Origin of the sequence: Thalassolituus pacificus (genome assembly GCF_025318105.1) — a bacterium.
In the GTDB taxonomy this organism is placed as follows: domain Bacteria; phylum Pseudomonadota; class Gammaproteobacteria; order Pseudomonadales; family Oceanobacteraceae; genus Venatoribacter; species Venatoribacter pacificus.
This window is the reverse complement of the sequence record NZ_JAOANI010000028.1, coordinates 619,880-637,495: the sequence shown is the minus strand read 5'-3', so window position 1 is coordinate 637,495 and position 17,616 is coordinate 619,880. Positions and strand designations below refer to the sequence as shown.

The following is a 17,616-nucleotide window of genomic DNA, read 5'->3' as shown; positions in this document are numbered from 1 at the left end:
AAAAGCCAACCTCAGCAATCAGCTGCGCAGCATCTGCACCACGCGCGTCACTTCAGTCAGGGCAAAAGCAATCTCTTCGGCGGTGGTAAAGCGCCCGAGACTGAAACGTAAACCGGCATGGGCCAGCGCATCGCTGCGGCCGATAGCTTTCAAGACATAAGATGGCGCCACGGTGGCCGAGTTACAGGCCGAACCGGAAGACACCGCCACTTTGGCCAGTGAAGCCAACAGGATTTCACCATCCACCCCGTCAAAACTGACGTTCAGATGATTGGCACTGCGCAGCTGCGCATGACCATTCAGATAAACACCACCCAGCGCCTGCAGCCCGTCCCATAACTGGTCACGCAACTGACGAATGCGGGCTTCATCGGCCGCTTGTTCTTCCTGCACCAGCCGGGCCGCTTCGCCCAGTCCGGCCAGCTGATGCGTCGCCAGCGTCCCAGAACGCATGCCGCGCTCATGACCACCACCATGAATCTGGGCGGCCAGCATGACCTGCGGCTCGCGTTTAACGTACAACGCACCCACGCCTTTCGGACCATACAGCTTGTGTGCCGACACCGATAACAGATCGACCTGCCAGTCTTTGACGTTCACAGCAACTTTCCCCAGCGCCTGAGCGGCATCGACATGCAGATACGCCGGATGATCTTTTAACAATGCGCCGATTGCTGCGATATCAGTGACAGTGCCCAGTTCATTATTAACCGCCATCAGGCTGACCAGACAGGTGTCATCTCGCAATGCAGCGCTGACTTGCTGCGGCTGAATCAAACCATCAGCATCGGGAGTCAGATAAGTAACCTCAACCTGCTGCTGAGTCTGCAACCAGGCACAGACATCGAGTACGGCTTTATGTTCGATCGCCGAGGTAATGATATGCAGCGGCTTATTGGCATCCTGCTCACGCAGGGCTTCTACAACCCCCTTCAATGCCAGGTTATTGGATTCGGTGGCACCGGAGGTCCAGACGATTTCACGTGGATCGGCCGCCAACAGATCAGCCAGCTGGCGACGGGCATTTTCCACCACCTGCTCAGCCTGCCAGCCATAACGGTGGGACCGTGACGCCGGGTTACCGAAGGTACCTTCCAGCGTGAGGCAGGAAGCCATAACCTGAGCAACACGCGGATCAACCGGTGTTGTCGCTGCATAATCGAGATAGAGGGATTTCATGGGTCACCGCTGGAAAGTCTGAAACCTGAGGCGGCGCATTGTCCGCGCCACAGTGCTCAGGTCAAGGGGCGCTCAGGTCAAGGGGCGCTCAGATCAAGTGGCTGATGGCTCAGCCGGTCATGTCATCGGTGCTGAGCACCGCATCAATACGATTGCGCACACTGCTGTCCTGACGATCAGCGGTGCTGCGGATCTCTTTACGCTGAATCAGCTGCGCCAGGGTTATGCCATGCAGAAAGGCATGAATCTGATCGCTCAAATCCAGCCACAGGTGGTGCGTCAGGCACTCTTCACCGTCCTGACAATCACCACGGCGATTGCAACGGGTGGCATCCATCGATTCGTTCACCGCATCAACCACGTCGGCGACATTGATCTCATCACTGCCACGACTCAGGCGATAACCACCACCCGGACCGCGCACACTGGCAACCAAGCCGCCACGGCGTAACTTGGCGAACAGCTGCTCAAGATACGACAGGGAGATGCCCTGACGACCGGAAATATCATTCAGACTGACCGGCCCATTCTGCGCATGGATCGCCAGATCCAGCATGGCCGTTACCGCATAGCGGCCTTTGGTCGTTAAACGCATTGGTTATCCCCCACATAAATCGTGGTGGCATTATGCGTATATCCGACTATTTCAGTCAACTTTAGCCGGCCGCTTTTACACAAAGTCAGGGTCCTGCGGGGTATCAGCGTGATTCCGGTGAACTGACTTCCGCCTGCCCATCACTATCAGCAGCATGCTCACTGACGGCTTCGCTGAGGCTGACGAAAGTCTCCTGCTCCAGCTGTGGCAACGCTTCTGAACAGGTACGGTCGCCCATATCGTGCAGCGCTTTGCACATGGTGTCGATTTTGCGATCAACAGCGTGCATATGATCCATCAGATTATGAATGGATCGGGCAATGGGATCGGGCATTTCATCGGCCATGCCGTAGGCATCAAAGCCGATTTTTTCGGCAATTTTGCGCCGCTGCTCATCTTCAGCCGAATTCGCCTTACGCACGATACGTCCGGGAATACCAACCACTGTGGCGCCGGCCGGCACCTCTTTGGTAACCACCGCATTGGAGCCTATGCGGGCATTCTCACCAACATTGATTGGCCCCAACACTTTCGCCCCGGCACCGACTACGACGCCATTTTCCAGCGTCGGATGGCGCTTGCCTTTATTCCAGGTCGTACCGCCGAGGGTAACACCATGATACAGGGTGCAGTCGTCACCGATTTCAGCGGTCTCACCGATCACCACCCCCATACCGTGATCAATAAAGAAACGACGACCGATAGTGGCCCCCGGATGAATCTCAATACCGGTCATCCAGCGACTGAAAGTCGACAGCATACGCGCCAGCCATTTAAATCCTTTACGCCACAGCCAGTTAGCCAAGCGGTAATGCAGCAAAGCATGCAGCCCCGGATAGGTGGTGATCACCTCAAAGGTGTTACGTGCCGCCGGATCGCGCTCGAATACACTGGCAATGTCTTCACGCAATTGTCTGATCACTCAGAATCCCCTTGTGTCTTATGGCCGTCAGCACCCTGACGCTGTACTGCCGCCAGAATGCCCCGCAAAATATTCACTTCTGTTTTGTCCGGTGCGGCGCGCTGATACAGGCGGCGCATACGGGACATCAGCTGCTTGGGAGTATCGGGGTCAAGAAAGCCGATATCAATCAACACCGTTTCCATATGGCGGAACAGTCCGTCCAGCTCGCCCTGGGTTGCCAGCGGGTAATCCCACGGCACGCCCCACGCCCCGGCTTCGTCTTCCTGCTCGGCTTGCGCTCGGAAATCATCTGTGACCAACGCCAGACGCATCTCGTAACACAGCACCTGTATCGCCTGAGCAACGTTGAGCGAAGAGAAGTTCTCTTCGGTAGGAATGTGTACGTGCGCGGTACACAGGTGCAGCTCTTCGTTGGTCAGACCACGGGACTCGCGACCAAACACCAGCGCCACTTCGTTACCGGCGGGAATCATTTCTGCGGCTTTCGCGGCCGACTGACGCGGCGACATCAAAGGCCAGGGAATATGGCGGCTGCGCGCACTGGTGCCAATCACCAGACCACAGTCGGCAATAGCCTCTTCCAGTGTCGGAACGATAACGGCATTGTGCAGGATGTCTTCAGCCCGCGACGAACGCTGGATCGCGTCTTCGTCAATGCTGGCGATCGGATCGACCAGCACCAGCCGGCTCAGACCCATGTTTTTCATGGCCCGCGCCGCAGCACCGATGTTGCCGGAGTGAGTGGTGTTTACCATTACGATACGGATTTTATCGAGCATAACGCCTTGTCTGCGCCGTGACGACGCGGTTGCTTGAGGGTGGCGGTTCAACAGATGCGAAAGTGACCCGGTAACGCGGCTTCCGGCCAACTCACTTCAGGCTACTGCGCCCGCACAAAATAAGGGGCACGAAGTGTAACGCAAAACGGGCTTCGCTAACCAGTCAGGTGCTGATATAATCCCGCGCCCAAAAAATGTTCTTTAACTTTAAGAGATAGCGATCCCTATGCAACCCATGGTGAACTTGGCGTTGCGCGCCGCGCGTAATGCTGGTCAAGATCTGGTCCGTCGCCTGGACCGCTTCGATTCGTACAAAAGCACGGATCAGGAAAAAGCTAAATTTGTAGCAGACTGCACCATCGGTCTGGAAAAAGGCATCATTTTTGAGCTGAAAAAAGCCCTGCCTGAACACAACTTCTATGGCCGTGAAACCGGACATAATGGCGAGCAGAAAAATCAGCCCGTGTGGCAGGTGTGCGTTATCGACGACATCTCCAACTTCCGCGTAGGTATCCCGTCTTTTGCCATTATCGTCTGCTGCATGCAAAACGGTAAAGCCGAACACTCCGTCGTACTTAACCCGATCAACGGCGACGAGTTCACTGCGTCCCGTGGCCGTGGTGCCCAGCTCAACAACCGCCGTATCCGCAGTGGTAGCATCAACAGCCTGAGCGACGCCATCGTCGGCTACACCCAGCCAATGGGCAACAACGAAGCGGCTTTCGATCAGCTGCAGCGTTTACAGCGCCTGATGTCCAAGAGCTTTGACCTGCGCAACATCGGCTCCAACGCCCTGTCTATCTGCTACGTAGCCGCCGACCGCTTCCAGGGCGCTCTGCTGAGCAATGTTGATGAGTTTGCTCTGAACGCTGCCGGCCTGCTGGCTTCCGAAGCCGGTTGTTTACTGTCCGAAGTCAGTGGCCAGCCACTGCTGCGCGCTCCGGCCAACCTGGTGGTGAGTAACCCGCGCCTGCTGAAAGCCCTGCTCGCCAAAGACTGATTCACTCAGCGTTGCCGTCTGGCATCCTCTCGCGCTCTGTCTACACTCAGATAAGACAACGCGGGAGGACTCGTTATGACACTGCTCTGGCACTACTTCACTCTGATTCTGCAATGGTTCGCCGAGCCTCAGGGCTGCGATGAACTCGATCTGCATCAGGCCGATGTGCACGATACAGCGCTTACCGTACCGAGCCGCAAGGCCTGAAAACGCCAAACGGCAGACACAAAAAAAGCGGCAATGGCCGCTTTTTTTGTGTCTGGATCAAAACTCAGCGAACCGCTGATACATCCTCTGCCTGCGGGCCTTTCTGACCACGCACCACAGTGAACTTCACACGCTGACCTTCAGTCAATGAGCGATGCCCCTGACCGCGGATAGAACGGAAATGTACGAACACATCTTCGCCCTGATCCCAGGTGATAAAGCCAAAGCCTTTTTTCACGTTAAACCACTTAACCATGCCACGCTCACGACCGTCTTCCACATCGCTTTCCACCACGGTACCGCTGGAACGGAAACGACGACGGCGGGAAGGAACCAACTGAGCAGACAGCAGACTGGTCACCAGCGTAAGCACCGCAATGGCTAACAGCAGCTCGGTCATACCGGCAACGTTCATCAGATTATCGGCTGTCAGCGCCGTGCCGTCGGTGAATTGCAGACCTGTTACCAGCGAAGTAAAAATGCCGACAACAATGAAAGGAACAATCGCAGCGAACACCAGCGCTACAATAATTTTACGTAATATCAATTTACCCATGCGTTCTCTCGTATCACTCGTTAATATCACAGCTGTAAAAATCGTTGGCCCGCAGGCCTTTGACAAGAAGGCTATGAAAGCCCAATTCATTAAAAAAATCAACACGATAGCTAAAGGGTATAAACACACCTATGAGCCAACAGTCACCGGCGTCCGATAAACCGCAGCAGGCCCAGCAACGCATTGACGAAATGGAGATGCGCATTGCCTTTCTGGAAGACACCATCGATGGCCTGAACGACCACATGGTGACCCTGAATCAGGAGTTTCTGCTGGCCAAACAAGCCATGCAGCTGATGCACCGCAAACTGGAACAACTGCAGCAAAACCCCTCCGGCGGTGAAGCCGTCGGCGATGAACCGCCGCCGCCGCATTACTGATACCCCATCGAGGGGCAGTAAAGGTGAGCATAAAAAAGCCGGGCTCGACCCGGCTTCTTTATTAGCACCATTGATCAAATGATCAGAGGCTTTGCCGGCGGCGGCGCCAGACAACCACGCCCCACAGCAGCAAAGTAAACAGTAACGGCAAGATAACGATATTCAGCACTTTCAGGCGCATGCCCAGCGCTTCGATGTCTTTATCCAGTTCATGCTGAACATTGCGCAGTTCTTTGCGGATTTCCACTTTCTTCTGCTGAAACTGCTCCAGTGCGGCCTGCTGTTCCGCCGACAGCGTCAGCACACCGCTATCACCGTCGCGCTGCTCTTGCAGAGCGCTCAGCTGTTGCTCGGTATCTTCCAGCTCCTGCTGCAAACGCTGCTCGCTGGCCAGAAATTGTTGTTCGGCATCGCGGCGTAAAGTATTCACGCGCTCAAACGGACGGCTGTATTGCCCGCGGGCACGCAGGCTGATCAGGTCGGCACTGCCGCCCAGATGATCGGCCAGATTCACCAATAAGGCGCCGTTATCCGCCCAGGGCGAGGCAATACGTTGACCAAAGAAGTTCTGCACCTGTACCCACAAACGGTCAGACAGCACATCGGTATCCGCCACCAGGGTTACCGCCAGATGATCGGTCGTGGCCAGATGACCATCCGCTTTCTTGCCATCAACGCCGTCCGGAAAAGCCGATGCCGCCTTGCCCTGCACACGCACGGCCAGATTAAACTCTTCGTTGGCGGGCACAAAATCCCGTTGCAGCGCCATTAAATCGCCGCCCATACGCAAGCGATTGGCATCAGTCAGCATCGAATCGTGGCTGCTGTACAGCCAGGGTTCTACGCTACTGGTCGCATCTTCCAGCGCAGTAAAATGACCAACACTGCTGAGGTTGATGGCTTCCAGCTGCGCGGTAACCACATCATCGGCATTCAGGCTTTCCGGATGCAGTGCAAGCAAACCAAAGTGGCGCAGCGGCGGACGACCCGGCCCCTGATTAACCACCAGCGCATTGGTCGCATCCAGTACAACCTGGTCCGGATTCCAGCCTACCCCCCAGCTCTTCAGCAAGGTATTCAGGCTGCTGGCCGAGCCGCTGTCGCCCATCCCCATCAGGCCACCATTAGGTGCCGTTTCAGCCACCGGATCCAGAAACGCCAGTACGCGACCGCCTTTTAACGCAAACTGGTCAATAGCGTACAGTGCGGTATCGGTTAACTCCGGTGGCTGCACCAGTAGCAGCAGATCGATATCGTCGTCGATATGATCCAGTCCGGCCGTCAGTGAGCGTATTTCGTAGGGGCCATCAAGCTGATCAATCGCCATCCAGGCCGGCGCCGGACGGCCGGTTTGTGGATTAAAGCCTCCGCGCACATCCAGACCACTGAGTAAACCGATCACCACCGGTTGGGTTTGCTGCACCTGATAAATCAGCTGAGTAATTTCATACTCAAGAAAAGCTTCACGGTCGGGCTGTAAAAAGGGCAGCTTAGCAACATGCTCTTGTGTGGCGACCGCCTGCTCAGCGGCTGCCTTATCCGGCGCAGTATCATTGTGCTCAGCTGCGCTGCTATCGTCGCTGTGCACATCATTCTCGTCTTGCGGCTCAGCAGCAGGCTCCGCCAGCGGTAATTGAGCTTTGGCTACCAGGCCAAAATACAAATTATCGCCACTGACCGATACCGGCACGGCCTGCAGCCCATAGGCTGTGGCCTGATCTTCTTCTTCCGAGAACGGCGCCGGATCAACCACCTTCAGGCTGAGTTTACCGCCAGACAGCATCACATATTCGTCCAGTAATTCCCGCACACGCTGCTCATAAGCGCGCACCTTTACCAGATCGGCACTGGCCTTTTGCGAAAAATACAGCTCCAGTTCAACCGGGTGGTTTAGCTGTGCCAGAATATTCCGCGTTCCTACTGACAGCGTGTAGAGTTTCTGTTCGGTTAAATCGAGACGTGCGCCACTGCCCAGCTGGTTCAGTAAAAACGCGCCGCCAATAAACCCCAGCAACAGCGCCAGAAGCGAAAACAGTTTGAATTTCATATCGGTCTCCTGCCCTGTTTATACGGATTTTTTAACGGTTAAAACCTGAGTGGTAGCCACCAGCCACACCACGATCACCAGCACGAAATAGAGCAAATCGCGGATGTCGACAACGCCACGTGACAGCGCTTCAAAATGCGTCAGAAAACTCAGACTGGCAATTAAATCCAGCAGCCCTTCTCCGGCCCAGCCACGGAACACATCCAGCACCAGCGGAAAACCACTGAGCATCAACACAAAGCACACCACCACGGTCAGAATAAAGGCGACAATCTGATTACGGCTGAGGGCCGACATGCAGGAGCCCACCGCAATAAACGCACCGGCCATTAACCAACTACCAAGATAACTGGCCAGAATCACACCGTTATCCGGTGTGCCAAGATAATTAACGGTAATCCACAGCGGTATGGTTAACAGCAACGCCAGGCCGGCAAAAAACCACGCAGCGAGAAATTTACCCAGTACGGCCTGCCACAGCGTAACAGGCAGCGTCATCAGTAATTCAATGGTGCCCAACTGGCGCTCCTGCGACCATAATCCCATTGCCACAGCCGGCATAAAAAACAAATACAGCCAGGGATGGAAATTAAAAAAAGGCAATAAATCGGCCTGTCCGCGTTGATAAAAGTTACCCAGATAAAAGGTAAAAACGCCGGACATGACCAGAAATATTAAAATAAAAACGTACGCAACCGGCGTAGAAAAATAGGCCGAGAATTCGCGCTTACAAATGGTAAATAATGTGTTCATGGCAGTATCAGACTCCGGTCAGCTGACGGAAAACATCATCCAGGCGGCCACGCTCAATATGCAGCGTGTCCACTTCCCAACCCTGTTGTTCGATCAGGGCATTGACCGCGTGATACGGACGCGCGCCCGGCTGCGGGAATAAGAGGTAACTTTGTCCTTGTTCCAGCTCGTCGACTTCACTGATTTCGGCCAGCGCAGCAAAAGCCGCCGCAGCATTGACCGGTTGCTGAAAACGCACCGAAATGGCCTGATGATAACGCGAGCGGGCCTCCAGTTCGGCCGGGGTACCGTCGGCGACTTTTTCACCTGCGGCAATAATCATCGCGCGCGAGCAAACCGCTGAGACTTCTTCGAGAATATGAGTGGAAATAATCACCATTTTATCTTCAGCCAGATTGGCGATCAGTTGGCGAACCTGCTGTTTCTGATTCGGGTCAAGGCCGTCGGTTGGCTCATCCAGAATCATAATGGCCGGATCGTGCAGCAGCGTCTGAGCCAACCCGACCCGACGCTTATACCCTTTGGATAAGGTATGCACCGGCTGCTTAAGTACCTGCTGCAGCCCTACCTGGTCGACCACCTTCAGCAGGCGCTGGCGCAATTGCGCACCGTGATAACCACGAATTTCGCCAATAAAGCGTAAGAAGGCGAGAACGGTCATGTCGCCGTAACTGGGAGCCCCCTCCGGCAAATAACCCATCTGACGTTTAACCGCGACCGGATCCTGTGCGACATCATGCCCGCCAATACGCACGCTGCCGGAGGTTACAGGCAGAAAGCCCGTCAGCATTTTCATGGTGGTCGATTTACCGGCGCCATTCGGTCCGAGAAAACCCAGCACTTCGCCGGGCCGGACTTCAAAAGAGAGATCGTTTACCGCAGTAAAACTGCCGAAACGCTTGGTCAGATGTTGAACTTCGATCATTTTGACTCCCTATCTGCCGCATCCGGATGAGCTGACATCCGGCGCGTATCACAACAGTAAAAAGGTTAAAACCAGACCACTAAGATAAAATTTAGTTTCCTGCCATCTGCCGGCGACCCGATATCTGTCGGTAAAAGACCTGTATTTACTCTGGCGGCGGCATTACAAAACCCGCTCACTGCGCAAACGACAGGCGATTCCTGCTGTTGCGGAGTAATCAGACCGTTTAAACCGGCAAGCTTGCAAGGTAAACTCCGCAGGCATTTACAGCGCGGGTGCGTCACGACCCGCAGACACACCAGAGAGTAACTATGAACATCATTAAAAAAATTCGCAGCACCCTGTTTCGCTGGCAACAAAAATGGCTGTATGGCGTTATCAAAACCCAAATCATCGGGCCGGACATTAAAGACTTCAACCTCGACCCTGACAAGCCAATCATCTATGCCATGCTTTACCCGTCCCATGCGGAACAACTGGTAATTGATGCCGAAGTGAAAAAACTGGGCTGGGGCAGTCCACACCAGGACCGGATTGAACGCCGCCTGCCAGGCAAACCCTTTTTTAATATTTATCGCCGCGCTGGTACACCGTTTCGCAAACAGGGCACGCCGATTGTGGCCAAACAGCTGGTGCGTCAGGCCGAATGGCTGGCGGAACAGGATGAGCGCGATATTCAGGTGGTTCCTGTGCGGGTATTCTGGGGCCGTGCACCGGAAAAAGAAGGTTCATTCCTGCGCATCTGGCTGCAAAACAGCGGCACTCTTGGTGGCCGTCTATTTACCTTGATGGCTATTTTGCTCAATGGCCGTAATACCTTTGTTCATTTCAGCCGTCCGATGTCTCTGCGTGAATTGTACGAGCCCGGTAAATCGCCGGAAATGTTGGCGCGTAAAGTAGCACGCGTACTGCGTGTGCATAACCGTCAGGTTTCCGCTTCCGTATTGGGGCCGGATTTATCCCACCGCCGCACACTGGTGCATCAGATTCCGCACAAACCGCAGGTACTGAAAGCTATTGAAGAAGAAGTGGCCACTCAGGGAATCAGTAAAGCCAAGGCGCAACAGAAAGCGCTGAAATACGCTGACGAAATTGCTTCGAACATTTCCTACACCAATGTGCGCTTTCTGGATGTATTACTGACCTGGGTATGGAATAAAATTTACGACGGTATTTCGCTGCACAACATCGAAAACCTGAAAGACATCAGCAAAGATAACGAAATCATTTACGTCCCCTGCCACCGCAGTCATATTGATTACCTGCTGCTGTCTTATGTACTCTATCACCATGGCTTACAGCTGCCACAGATTGCCGCCGGCATTAACCTGAACATGCCGGTTGTCGGGCCGATTCTGCGTCGCGGTGGTGCCTTCTTTATGCGCCGCACCTTCCGCGACAATAAACTCTACGCCGCAGTATTTGATGAATACCTGCATTCGGTATTTTCCGGCGGCTACGCTACCGAGTATTTTGTCGAAGGTGGACGCTCACGAACTGGCCGTACGCTGAACCCCAAGGCCGGCATGCTGGCGATGACCCTGCGCAGCTATCTGCGCGATTCACGCAAACCCATCATCTTTGTACCGGTGTATACCGGCTATGAAAAAGTCTTCGAAGCCAACAGCTATCTGGGTGAGCTGCGTGGCCAACAGAAGAAAAAAGAAAGTCTGGTCGGCGTTGTCGGCACTCTGCGTTCGTTCAAGCGCTCTTTTGGTAAGGTAAACGTTACCTTTGGTGAGCCGATTTATTTCACCGAATTCCTTAACCAGCAACGTCCACAATGGCGCGCTGAAGATTACAGTGCCTGTGATTACCGTCCGGACTGGGCGCCGACAGTGGTCGATCAGCTGGCCAAAGAAGTGGTCACCGGCATTAACGGTGCTGCTTCGGTTAATCCGATCAACCTGATTGCGCTGGCTATTTTGTCGGCTCCGCGTCAGGCCATGGATGAGCAACAACTGATTGTGCAGATGGAGTCGTACCGCAATCTGCTGGCACAGAACCCCTACAGTAAGCTGACCGCGCTGCCCGACGGTAATGGCACCGAATGGCTGGCTTACGCAGAGAAACTGGATGCTGTATCACGCTCCAAACACCCGCTGGGCGATTTAATTCAGACCAGCGACCGTCAGGCCGTAACCCTGACCTATTACCGCAACAACGTACTGCATTTAATCGCCCTGCCGTCATTGCTCGCCTGTTTGTTTGTTAACAACCAGCGCTACAGTGGTGAACAGGTACAGGAGATGGTGGCCAGCTTCTACCCTTACCTGCAGGCTGAATTATTCCTGCACTGGAACAGCAGTGAATTAAGCAGTGAAGTGCAGCGCTGGCTGGACACTCTGGTCGAGTGTGGCTATCTGCACCTGAACGATAAGGGCTATCACGCCACACCGGCCAGCAGTAATGAATTTGCTCTGCTGGAAGGTCTGGCCGCTAACGTGATGCAAACACTGGAGCGTTATTTCCTCACCCTGAGTGTACTCAGCCGCAAAGGCTCGGGCGAACTCAGCGCTAAAGAACTGGAAGAACAATGCACGTTACTGGCTCAGCGCATCAGCTTGCTGTACGGCATTAATGCGCCGGAGTTTTTCGATAAATCACTGTTCCGCACACTGATTCAGCAACTGGTCAGTGAACAATTACTGGCTAAGAACAGCGATGACAAGCTGACCTTCAGCAATGAACTGGACACCCTGACCAGTGCTCTGGAAGAAGTATTAGACGGTGCTCTGCGCCAGAGTATTCTGCGCAGCGTTTAAGCCTGCTAAGAGCATAAAAAACCGGCCGTGGCCGGTTTTTTATGTCTGTTATTCAGCCGCCGGGGGTTCCCAGGGCGCGACTTTGGCTTTTACATAGACATCAAAGCGGTTGGCTTTACCGGTTAAGGCAAAAGTGGCTTTCTTACCGGCCAGCGGCTCAGCCTTACGCGCCCGCTTCACCACTACCCGGCAACGGGCACAGGCAAGGGCACGTTCCAGCAGATCATCGGCGTCGGTATCCTGCCCGACAATATCGCGAAAGGCCTGCATGTCTTTTTTAACCTGGGCGGTCGCTTTCGGATCATGATCAAACATCGGATCCAGATACACCACATCCGGCTGTAACTGCGGGTCGGATTCCGCGACCAATAAATCGTGACTGCTGCCAAAGCACAAGCGGATACGGGCAATAATCTCCGCGATATCCGGATCATTAGCACCACGGGCCAGACCGTCGGCCAGTAACGCGGCCACCACCGGCTGACGCTCATGCGCACGGACATGGCAGCCCAGCGTCGCCAGCACAAAACTGTCGCGCCCAAGGCCTGCCGTTGCATCCAGTACCGACGGTTTATATTGCCCGCTTACGCCAACGGCCTTGGCAATATCCTGCCCCAGACCACCACCAAATTTACGCCGGTGCGCCGCCTTACCGGCAGAGAAATCAACCCGCACAGCGGTGCGTGGATTATTCCCCTGGCGTAAGCTCAGACCATCATAATCAAAGCACAGGTGAAAACCGTCCTGCTGCAGCAAGGCTTTTGTGCCGGGTATTAACCCATATTGTTCGCACAAGGCACGCGCTTCGCTGTCAGACTCGCGCACCAGATTGATTAATTCAGCCACGACTTATCCATGCATCAGACAAAGAACAGCAGTAATACGCCGCCCAAAGCCAGGCGGTACAGAACGAAGGGCAGCATGCCAATGCGATTAATAAAGGCCAGGAAGTAATAGATGCACACCCAGGCGCTGATGGCAGACAGTGCCGCTCCTAATGCCAGCGAAGTCCAATCTACCGGCAATAAAGACTGACTGAGTTCAATGGTCTTTAAACCACCGGCAGCCAGAATTAACGGAATAGACAGCAAAAAAGAAAAGCGCGCAGCATCAACACGATGCAGGCCCAGTAACAGTGCTGCCGTCATGGTGATACCTGAACGTGAAGTACCGGGAATTAATGCCAGCGCCTGCGCCAGGCCAATCACCAATGCCATCATCAGCGTCATCCTGGCCAGACTAATGCCGTTACCGCGCCGCTGATCCGCGACGCCTAATAAAATACCAAAGCCGATGGTTGCCCAGGCAATGACTTCAACGGAGCGCAGATTGGCTTCAATCCAGTTGCCCAATAATACCCCGGCCAGGCCGGCAGGAATGGTTGCCAGACCCACGTACCAGGCAAGCTTTGCATCCGCACTGGGTTTGCTGCTCCAGCCACTTTTAAACCAGGCGCTGATAAGACGCTGCATATCGTGACGGAAATAGAACATAACGGCCGCCAGAGTGCCAACATGAACAGCCACATCAAATGCTAACCCCTGATCCTGCCAACCGAAAACCTGTGATGGCAGAATAAGATGAGCGGAACTGGAAATGGGCAAAAATTCAGTCAGACCCTGAAGTACGGCCAATACAATGATTTCAATCAGATCCACAAAATTCTTCCTTAAAAAATGCCCGGGCCAGTTAACACGAATTAAACAGGCTTGTTTTGGCTAAAAAGTTGCTCAGACAGTCGCTGAGTGTGGGACGTGCAGCCTATTCCGGTATACCAGCCCTTCAGGAGCACACCGAATTGACCGTATGTGCTAATCGCGGCGCAACAAGCTCGGCTGCTCATCCAGTTTTTTCCAGGCAACAGAATCACGTAAATAAACCGGCTGGTGATGCTCGGCACTGCCAAATTCACCACGCTGCCAGGCCGCCTGTGCCAGCAACAACATAATATCCGCCTGTGGTTGAACGGTCGCCCAATCCTGCGCACAAGCACTGAATGCCGGTAATGTCAGGCCGTCACCGGCGGCGATGCCGTCAAAATTTGCCAGAGCCTGCAAGCATTGCTCCGGACTGCCGACGTGTTCGGCGCCAACAAGATGACAAAGTTCACCATCACGCTGGAAATGGCCCCAGAACACCTCGCCCATATGCGCATCCATAATGGCCATCACATTATCGGCCTGTGTATTCTGCAATGCTTTCAGCGCCACACTCTGCAAAGACGAAATACCACAGACAGGCAGATCCAGCGCAAACGCGATTCCCTGTAATACCGATGCGGCAATACGAATACCGGTAAACGAACCGGGTCCACGTCCATAAGCGATGCCCTGTAACTGGGCTTTTTTAATACCGGCCGCAGACAATACTTCATCCACCATCGGCAATAAACGCTGAGCATGACGCCGCGGCTGATCTTCACACTGCGACCATGAGACATCCCCCTGGCTCAGTGCAACCGAACAAAGGGATGACGATGCATCAACAATCAGTAAACAAGACATAGGAAGTTCCGCTGCAAACAAGCGCGGCAGTATACCACAGGGCATGGTAGTGCCATCCAGCAGCCAGCGACGCTGATAATTAAGACGGGGAAAAGAACAGCAAGGCAGAGTATCTGTTTTATTGCGGCCAGATCATTACACAACAGGACGTTAGCGCAGAACAAAAGTGACCGGCGAAAAAAAACCCGGCAGAGCCGGGTTTTTAAAACAGCAATCAGCTTGCTGCTTTTGGCGGACGACCGCGACGCTTAGGCGCAGTACCGGCAGCAGCGGCTGCTGGTTTGGCCTTAGCCGGACGGCCACGACGCTTAGGTGCAGCAGTTGCCGCAGCGGTCGCAGTGCTGGCTTTAGCTGGGCGGCCGCGCTTTTTAGGCGCAGCTGCAGCGCTGGCAGCGGCTGGTTTAGCTTTCGCTGGACGACCACGACGCTTAGGTGCGGCAGTTGCAGCAGCGGTCGCAGTACTTGCTTTAGCCGGACGGCCACGCTTTTTAGGAGCAGCAGCAGTCGCCGCTTTTGCAGTCGCGGTTGCTTTGGCTTTCAGTTTTTTAGCCGCTGCAGAGGCTTTGCCATGTTCTTTGGCTGCATGTGCTTTTACTTTTGCACTGTCCTGCTTACCACGCATCTGACGCCATTTAGCTTCAAACGTCGCCATCGCTTTCGCCAGATCAGCTTCTGCTTTAGCAACCAGTGACGCTTCAAAAGATTCAACAGCTGCAATCGCTTTCGCGGTTACTTCTTCTGCTTTGGCTTCGATTTGTGCGGCTTTAACAGCAACGGTAGCCGTACGGGCTTCCGCTTTAAGAGCCTGCAGCTTAGTATTTTCTGCTTTTACTTTAGCGTTAGCTGCAGCAACGGCACGCTTGGCAGCAGGCGTTGGTTTAGCGGTTGCTTTTTCTTTTGCAGCCGTTGCTTTAGTTGCAGCAGCATCGACTTTAGCTTGCTGAGCGGCAACCGCTGCATGGGCTTTATCAGATGCTTTTACTGCAGAAGCAACAACCGCTGGTACTGCCGCTGCGGTTTTTGCTGCAACTGCTTTAGCAGCTGCAGGCTTGCGACCGCGCTTAGCTGGAGCTTTTTTAGGTCTGGCCATAGGTGAATTCCTCTAATATTTCCTGATCAGGTAGGGTAACGCTAGCACAAAATATATAAGTGCATAAGCTAACGGGGCAATAATAGTATCTTTATTATCGAAAACCAAAAGATAATGAATCAATAATGCTATTTATGACCTGTTTTTGCCTATTTAACTCAATGTTTTGCTTTTATAACCGCCATATACCAGTAAAGGTCTTGGCTATTTGTATCCAAATGATACTTTCAGCCAAACATTTAACCCCTTTCGATTAAATGCGCGAAATAACAAAAGCCGTCATTAAACTGAAAGTGGGTTCATTAATCCCTGCTCCCCTATGAATACATCCTGAACACCTATGAATAATTCCGTGCCTGCTGAGGCTTACGGAAAACGTTCATATCAAACCGGCACATTGAAGGCATAACGGGTTACGCTGAAACGTGGCAACACCGAGCTGTTTTTTTCAGCAAGCCCCGAAGGGTTGTGGCTGCAAAGCGTTTTGACGGCGTTGTCGATTTAATAAAGAACTCGCCATCTGCTCCAACCACACTTTGTCACACACACTCTGCAGCACTCACGCGAAGCTGTGCAGAATTATTCAGAGGTGCCCTTGGTAGTTTTACGGATCCCCGCTTCAAAAAAGGTAATGGCTATTCTTTTTTAAACCGTCTGATCATTCGAAAACACATCAAAACGACCCTACATTCCGTTTTCAGATAATATCCATGAACCGTAATGGTGCATATCGCTGGCATTAAGTGATTGATTCTATTAAAAAACGCAACGACGCCATAAAATTTCCGCAGCCATCATCGACAATAACCGCACATAGCCAAAAAGATGAGCCAGGCAATGTCATGCCTGCCGTAATGTTTCAGCAAAAGGAAAAACGGGATCATCTGCCAATCCGGCAAAGGTTGAAATGTCTGAAATGGTTGGCAATGGCCTGGCAGAACAACAATCTTAAAAACAGACTTAACAGCACTATCAACACAGGCTGAGAAATAGGCGGTCTGACAACAGCAAGGTATCTTCATAGCTGATATCAGATGAAGTCTGCAATGCCCGACCGACATTCCAAAAACGACTGTCCAAAACCCAGACGCCAGAAACAAAACCTGAACCAGAGGGGCAGAAGCCAGATCAGATAAATAACAAAGCCCTGCAACGCAGACAGAGCAGGCATAAAAAAAGGGCCGAAGCCCTTTTTTAAACGGTTCAGGTTATGCTCAACCTTGCAGAGCGTCGAGCACCTGAGCAGTAATTTCCTGCAGCGAACCAACACCCTGGATGTGGCTGTACCTAGGTGCGTTAGCACCTTTGTCAGCTTCCAGCTTTTTGTAGAAGCTGACCAGCGGCGCAGTCTGATCATGATAAATAGACAGACGTTTGCGTACAGTTTCTTCCTGGTCATCATCACGCTGAACCAGATCTTCACCGCTGTCATCGTCTTTACCTTCCACTTTCGGTGGGTTGTAAATAACGTGATAAACGCGGCCTGAGCCCGGGTGAACACGACGACCACTCAGGCGCTTAACAATTTCTTCATCCGCGACATCAATTTCAACCACGTGGTCGATATCAACGCCCGCTTCCAGCATGGCTTCAGCCTGTGGAATGGTGCGTGGGAAACCGTCAAACAGGAAACCATTAACACAGTCGTCCTGCTGAATACGTTCTTTTACCAATCCGATAATGATTTCATCAGAAACCAGACCACCGGTTTCCATGATTTCTTTTACTTTCAGGCCTAATTCACTGCCCGCTTTAACCGCTGCACGCAGCATATCGCCGGTAGAAATTTGCGGAATAGCAAACTTTTCGCAAATGAATTGTGCCTGTGTGCCTTTACCTGCACCGGGCGCACCCAACAGAATTACGCGCATGCGCATACCCCTTGTGGTTAATAGAAACTGTCCGGCAAGT

At 53.3% G+C, this 17,616-nt stretch carries 18 protein-coding genes; 5 read left to right on the top strand and 13 right to left on the bottom strand.

All coding sequences use genetic code 11. From position 1 onward, the window contains the following. Positions 1–18: 18 nt before the first annotated feature. The 4 genes from NYR02_RS17625 to NYR02_RS17610 form a co-directional block, all read right to left on the bottom strand. The gene (locus NYR02_RS17625; protein WP_260977665.1) at positions 19–1,179 is read right to left on the bottom strand and encodes an aminotransferase class V-fold PLP-dependent enzyme; all 1,161 of its coding nucleotides are present in this window, start codon (positions 1,177–1,179) and stop codon (positions 19–21) included. A 109-nt stretch (positions 1,180–1,288) separates the two neighbouring features. Continuing rightward, positions 1,289–1,774 carry a Fe-S cluster assembly transcriptional regulator IscR gene (gene iscR, locus NYR02_RS17620; RefSeq protein WP_260977664.1) on the bottom strand — a complete coding sequence of 162 codons (486 nt, stop codon included), beginning with the start codon at positions 1,772–1,774 and terminating at the stop codon, positions 1,289–1,291. 103 nt (positions 1,775–1,877) lie between these two features. Further along, a complete protein-coding gene (cysE, locus tag NYR02_RS17615; protein ID WP_260977663.1) occupies positions 1,878–2,696 on the bottom strand; it encodes a serine O-acetyltransferase in 819 nt (272 codons plus the stop codon). Further along, positions 2,693–3,478: an RNA methyltransferase gene (locus NYR02_RS17610; protein WP_260977662.1), complete on the bottom strand. Its 786-nt coding sequence runs from the start codon at positions 3,476–3,478 to the stop codon at positions 2,693–2,695. The genes cysE and NYR02_RS17610 overlap by 4 nt, the downstream gene beginning before the upstream one ends. Positions 3,479–3,704: 226 nt before the next feature. Here NYR02_RS17610 and NYR02_RS17605 point away from each other — a divergent pair, with 226 nt between their 5' ends. Continuing rightward, complete coding sequence (locus NYR02_RS17605; RefSeq protein WP_260977661.1) at positions 3,705–4,478, top strand: inositol monophosphatase family protein; 774 nt, start codon at positions 3,705–3,707, stop codon at positions 4,476–4,478. Between the two features lie 75 nt (positions 4,479–4,553). Beyond that, positions 4,554–4,685 carry a hypothetical protein gene (locus tag NYR02_RS17600; protein WP_260977660.1) on the top strand — a complete coding sequence of 44 codons (132 nt, stop codon included), beginning with the start codon at positions 4,554–4,556 and terminating at the stop codon, positions 4,683–4,685. Between the two features lie 64 nt (positions 4,686–4,749). Here the strand turns inward: NYR02_RS17600 and NYR02_RS19470 are convergent, their stop codons facing one another. After that, positions 4,750–5,241 carry a cold-shock protein gene (locus tag NYR02_RS19470; protein WP_270049655.1) on the bottom strand — a complete coding sequence of 164 codons (492 nt, stop codon included), beginning with the start codon at positions 5,239–5,241 and terminating at the stop codon, positions 4,750–4,752. A 131-nt stretch (positions 5,242–5,372) separates the two neighbouring features. On the opposite strand from NYR02_RS19470, the gene NYR02_RS17590 reads away from it, so the two are divergent. After that, complete coding sequence (locus NYR02_RS17590; protein ID WP_260977659.1) at positions 5,373–5,621, top strand: SlyX family protein; 249 nt, start codon at positions 5,373–5,375, stop codon at positions 5,619–5,621. An 82-nt stretch (positions 5,622–5,703) separates the two neighbouring features. Here NYR02_RS17590 and NYR02_RS17585 read toward each other — a convergent pair whose 3' ends face one another. Genes NYR02_RS17585 through NYR02_RS17575 form a run of 3 tightly spaced genes read right to left on the bottom strand, consistent with a single transcriptional unit; the run spans position 5,704 to position 9,346 of the window. Next, the gene (locus tag NYR02_RS17585; RefSeq protein ID WP_260977658.1) at positions 5,704–7,668 is read right to left on the bottom strand and encodes a Gldg family protein; all 1,965 of its coding nucleotides are present in this window, start codon (positions 7,666–7,668) and stop codon (positions 5,704–5,706) included. 18 nt (positions 7,669–7,686) lie between these two features. Further along, positions 7,687–8,421, bottom strand: coding sequence for an ABC transporter permease subunit (locus NYR02_RS17580; protein WP_260977657.1), 735 nt, complete (start codon positions 8,419–8,421; stop codon positions 7,687–7,689). Between the two features lie 7 nt (positions 8,422–8,428). Continuing rightward, positions 8,429–9,346: an ABC transporter ATP-binding protein gene (locus NYR02_RS17575; protein WP_260977656.1), complete on the bottom strand. Its 918-nt coding sequence runs from the start codon at positions 9,344–9,346 to the stop codon at positions 8,429–8,431. A 311-nt stretch (positions 9,347–9,657) separates the two neighbouring features. Here NYR02_RS17575 and plsB point away from each other — a divergent pair, with 311 nt between their 5' ends. After that, on the top strand, positions 9,658–12,111 hold the full coding sequence (gene plsB, locus NYR02_RS17570; protein ID WP_260977655.1) for a glycerol-3-phosphate 1-O-acyltransferase PlsB: 2,454 nt from the start codon (positions 9,658–9,660) through the stop codon (positions 12,109–12,111). A gap of 48 nt (positions 12,112–12,159) precedes the next feature. Here plsB and NYR02_RS17565 read toward each other — a convergent pair whose 3' ends face one another. The 4 genes from NYR02_RS17565 to NYR02_RS17550 form a co-directional block, all read right to left on the bottom strand. After that, complete coding sequence (locus NYR02_RS17565) at positions 12,160–12,957, bottom strand: class I SAM-dependent methyltransferase (protein ID WP_260977654.1); 798 nt, start codon at positions 12,955–12,957, stop codon at positions 12,160–12,162. A gap of 14 nt (positions 12,958–12,971) precedes the next feature. Next, positions 12,972–13,769: an undecaprenyl-diphosphate phosphatase gene (locus tag NYR02_RS17560; protein ID WP_260977653.1), complete on the bottom strand. Its 798-nt coding sequence runs from the start codon at positions 13,767–13,769 to the stop codon at positions 12,972–12,974. A gap of 153 nt (positions 13,770–13,922) precedes the next feature. Then, complete coding sequence (gene tsaB / locus NYR02_RS17555) at positions 13,923–14,615, bottom strand: tRNA (adenosine(37)-N6)-threonylcarbamoyltransferase complex dimerization subunit type 1 TsaB (protein ID WP_260977652.1); 693 nt, start codon at positions 14,613–14,615, stop codon at positions 13,923–13,925. A 214-nt stretch (positions 14,616–14,829) separates the two neighbouring features. Then, a complete protein-coding gene (locus NYR02_RS17550; protein ID WP_260977651.1) occupies positions 14,830–15,705 on the bottom strand; it encodes a hypothetical protein in 876 nt (291 codons plus the stop codon). Between the two features lie 743 nt (positions 15,706–16,448). Between NYR02_RS17550 and NYR02_RS17545 the strand changes: the two genes are divergently transcribed. Further along, the gene (locus NYR02_RS17545; protein ID WP_260977650.1) at positions 16,449–16,691 is read left to right on the top strand and encodes a hypothetical protein; all 243 of its coding nucleotides are present in this window, start codon (positions 16,449–16,451) and stop codon (positions 16,689–16,691) included. Positions 16,692–16,919: 228 nt separating this feature from the next. Here the strand turns inward: NYR02_RS17545 and adk are convergent, their stop codons facing one another. After that, positions 16,920–17,576, bottom strand: coding sequence for an adenylate kinase (gene adk / locus NYR02_RS17540; RefSeq protein ID WP_260977649.1), 657 nt, complete (start codon positions 17,574–17,576; stop codon positions 16,920–16,922). Positions 17,577–17,616 lie beyond the last annotated feature (40 nt).